The sequence below is a fragment of the Streptococcus oralis genome (assembly GCF_001579175.1).
GTDB classification, from domain to species: Bacteria; Bacillota; Bacilli; order Lactobacillales; family Streptococcaceae; genus Streptococcus; species Streptococcus oralis_O.
In genome coordinates this window covers 518,840-522,730 of sequence record NZ_KQ970759.1, presented here as the reverse complement: position 1 = coordinate 522,730, position 3,891 = coordinate 518,840, and the positions used below count along the sequence as shown (strand labels likewise).

4 protein-coding genes are annotated in these 3,891 nt (G+C 40.8%); all 4 read right to left on the bottom strand.

All coding sequences use genetic code 11. The annotated features are described in order from the left end of the window. Positions 1-740, bottom strand: a 740-nt coding sequence (locus SORDD24_RS11260) for a cysteine peptidase family C39 domain-containing protein (RefSeq protein ID WP_061407878.1), incomplete at its 3' end; no start/stop codon positions are given. A gap of 183 nt (positions 741-923) precedes the next feature. Then, positions 924-1,760, bottom strand: a complete 837-nt coding sequence (locus tag SORDD24_RS02600; protein ID WP_061407168.1) for an AraC family transcriptional regulator — start codon at positions 1,758-1,760, stop codon at positions 924-926. 206 nt (positions 1,761-1,966) lie between these two features. Next, on the bottom strand, positions 1,967-2,461 hold the full coding sequence (locus tag SORDD24_RS02595; protein WP_042767880.1) for a YkgJ family cysteine cluster protein: 495 nt from the start codon (positions 2,459-2,461) through the stop codon (positions 1,967-1,969). Positions 2,462-2,587: 126 nt separating this feature from the next. Beyond that, positions 2,588-3,886 (bottom strand): surface-displayed alpha-enolase, encoded by a 1,299-nt coding sequence (gene eno, locus SORDD24_RS02590; protein ID WP_419579777.1) that lies wholly within the window; start codon positions 3,884-3,886, stop codon positions 2,588-2,590. Positions 3,887-3,891 lie beyond the last annotated feature (5 nt).

The following is a 3,891-nucleotide window of genomic DNA, read 5'->3' as shown; positions in this document are numbered from 1 at the left end:
AGATAGAGATTTCGAACAGCAGCAAGTTTAAAGCTGAAATACTGATGCAATTGTTTTTGCTCCGTATTTAAGCCATTTTCAGCAACTGCTTTTGCATAGCATTCCAAAACACCACTTTGGCCATTCAGATATCGGTTCTTCATAATCCTTGCAGTTTCCTGAAAGATTTCAGTCTGACTAGGACTCTTGACCTTCTTAAAATTTCCCCACATGGAGTAAGATCCACGCTTATAGTCAATATCCTCCGCCTTCCAAGCTTCTATAATGTCAGTAAAAGTAACCCTCATACAGGCAAAACCAGCTGGATCATGCAAATAAAGGTACTGCCCATCAATACCATACACGGTTACAAAATGATCCACACCATAAAGGATTGTGTGATTGGGGTTGTAGGTCAGATGGCCCATATCAAGAGGTCCCAGTACGACAGGTCCATTGAACAGAAACGTTTCCAACTTTCTTTTAATCTCTTCCAAATCTACTTCCGCTCCATCCTTTAGATAGAAGTCCTCATAGTCAAACCCAAGTATTTTTAAAGAATGGGAGATGGAAAGGTCTGGCATTCCATTATCAAAGAATACTAAAGGATGCTCCTCATCTTCCTTCACGATACTAGCGCCATTTCCCATCACCATAATTGCCTCTAAAAACTCTGCTTTAAAGTCATAACCATAGCTATCCAGTGCCATTGCCAATGAATAGCTATAGCAAAGCGACACATCTCCAAAATACATCTGCATATTCCTGCCTCCTTATCTTCTATGGGACTATTATACCGAGAAAACTATTCTCATGCCCCATAAATTCCAAACAAAAAATATGGTATTTGTGATTTACGGACATGAATGTCAACAATTAAAAACTCTGTAGAGGTTCTTTCTACAGAGTCAGCTTTCCATCTTTATAAAAAAATAGAAAATAATCTAGTCCTTGATCACTGGTATCCAGAGTTCCATTTGATAGTCTGGTAACGACATGTCTCCTTCAGTATAGACTTCAAAGTCCGGCGCTCCTGAGTGGCGATAACCAGTTTCTGGGAAAAAAATTTCTAGAACATATTTCCAAGCATGGTGAATGCTAGCTGGTATAGGGCCTTTGACTGGTACAATAGCATATTCAGCTTCAGATATGTCTTTGATTGACAGACCCAATTCTTCTGCTTTAGCTTTATCCGTCACATCATAAGCAGCCATATAGTTGATGATTTCGCCTTCTTTGACATCCGAGCAGACGCCAAAGGATTGACCACTACCTAAACTTTCTAGGCTTTCAAAGCTGTGATGAGCATAGAGATACTCCCAAGCAGACGGGCATTTGCTATTGTCAATAGCTTCCAATAGGACGCCTGCAACGGTAAATGCAGGCTTCTTTTGAATCTTGATATCCATGTTCTTTCCTCCTGTAATCTTTAAGGATAATTGAAGTCTAGGAAAGATCCGATAAGGTTTTCCATTTCGAACTTCTGAGGGAGTTGCCCCATGGAATTTCTTAAAGGCCGCACTAAAAGCATCCGCAGAGTCATAGCCGTATTTCATTGCTATGTCAATGACCTTCTCAGAACCTTCCCGCAAGTCCATCACAGCCTCCGACAGCCTGCGATTGCGTAGATATTCCGCTAAAGTCATATCTGCTAGGATGGAAAAGAGCCTGCTAAAGAGAGGGTAAGAATAGCCCGATAGCTGCTGAAATCTTTTCATATCCACTTCTACAGTCAGTTGCTGCTCCAAATAATTCATGGTTTGATTGAATTGATGCATCATATTCTTTTTTCCTTACCTCCATAAGATACAAAGGATGTTAAAAGCAAAGTGAAAATAGGAAAATTAACGTTAGTTTTTCTTATTCTAGGTAATTTTTTCTTTTTCACATAATAGCTTTTAGGCCATGTTCAATTCTATCTATATTCTAACAAATACAGGATACTTCCGCCCTAGAATATTTGTACAAGATCTAAAGGTGTAAATTTTTATAACTTATCCTTTAGTTTCTCAACAAAGAGATAGGCTGCAGGACAGGTCAAGGTGTTCTTAATCGTCAAATGGTTGATTTGATGAATCTTCTTACGGTCTGTATGGGGAAATTCCCGACAGGCCTTTGGACGAACATCATAGATAGAACAGAGATTGTCTCCACCTAAAAAGGGGCAAGGCATGGATTTAAAAACCTTGTCACCGTCTTCGTCCACCTGGAGAAACTCTGCTTCAAAGGCTGGTAATTTCATCTTGAAATACTTGGCAATACGAGTAATATCTGCTTCCTTGAAGTCAGGTCCCAAGGTCTTGCAACAGTTAGCACAGGCAGTGCAATCAATCTCAGAAAAAACTTCTTCGTGAATTTGCTGGGCTATCTTATCTAAGTTTTTAGGAGGTTTTTTCTTTAGATTGGCTAAGACTTTTCGGTGCTCCTTTTGCTTTTGCAAGGCTAGTTGGTGGTAGTACTCAATATCAATTTCTTTAGACATAGTTTCTTTCTAATACAAGTGTTTTTGTCTATTATACCATAAACAAAGCCCCTTTTTTGCCCCCTGAACAGAAAAAAAGCCCTTCGGATAAAATCCGAGGAGCTAGAAACGTTGTTAAATCAACGATTATTTTTTAAGATTGTAGAATGATTTCAATCCACGGTATTCAGCTACTTCACCAAGTTGGTCTTCGATACGAAGCAATTGGTTGTACTTAGCGATACGGTCTGTACGTGAAAGTGAACCAGTCTTGATTTGTCCTGCGTTAGTTGCAACTGCGATGTCAGCGATTGTTGAATCTTCAGTTTCACCTGAACGGTGTGATACAACTGCAGTGTAACCAGCTTCTTTAGCCATTTCGATAGCTTCGAAAGTTTCAGTAAGAGTACCGATTTGGTTAACTTTGATAAGGATTGAGTTAGCAGCACCTTCTGCAATACCTTTTTCAAGGTAAGAAGTGTTTGTTACGAAGAAGTCGTCACCAACCAATTGAACTTTACCACCAAGACGTTCAGTAAGAGCTTTCCAACCATCCCAGTCGTTTTCGTCCATACCATCTTCGATAGTAATGATTGGGTATTTGTTTACCAATTCTTCAAGGTAGTCGATTTGTTCTGCAGCAGTACGTACAGCAGCTCCTTCACCTTCGAATTTAGTGTAGTCGTAAACTTTACGTTCTTTATCGTAGAATTCTGATGAAGCACAGTCAAATCCGATAAATACGTCTTTACCAGGAACGTATCCAGCAGCTTCGATCGCAGCAAGGATAGTTTCAACACCGTCTTCAGTTCCTTCGAAACGAGGAGCGAATCCACCTTCGTCACCTACGGCAGTTTCCAAACCACGTGATTTAAGGATTTTCTTAAGTGCGTGGAAGATTTCAGCACCCCAACGAAGAGCTTCTTTGAATGTAGGTGCACCAGCAGGTACGATCATGAATTCTTGGAAAGCGATTGGAGCGTCTGAGTGAGAACCACCGTTGATGATGTTCATCATTGGAGTTGGAAGAACTTTAGTGTTGAATCCACCAAGGTAGCTGTAAAGTGGGATTTCAAGGTAGTCAGCAGCAGCACGAGCTACAGCGATAGACACACCAAGAATTGCGTTTGCACCCAATTTACCTTTGTTAGGAGTACCGTCAAGTGCGATCATAGCACGGTCGATAGCTTGTTGGTCACGTACATCGTAGCCGATGATTGCTTCAGCGATGATGTTGTTTACGTTGTCAACAGCTTTTTGTGTACCAAGACCACCGTAACGAGATTTGTCACCGTCGCGAAGTTCAACTGCTTCGTGTTCACCAGTAGAAGCTCCTGATGGAACCATACCACGTCCGAAAGCACCTGATTCAGTATAAACTTCTACTTCAAGTGTTGGGTTACCGCGTGAGTCTAGGACTTCGCGAGCGTAAACATCAGTAATAATTGACA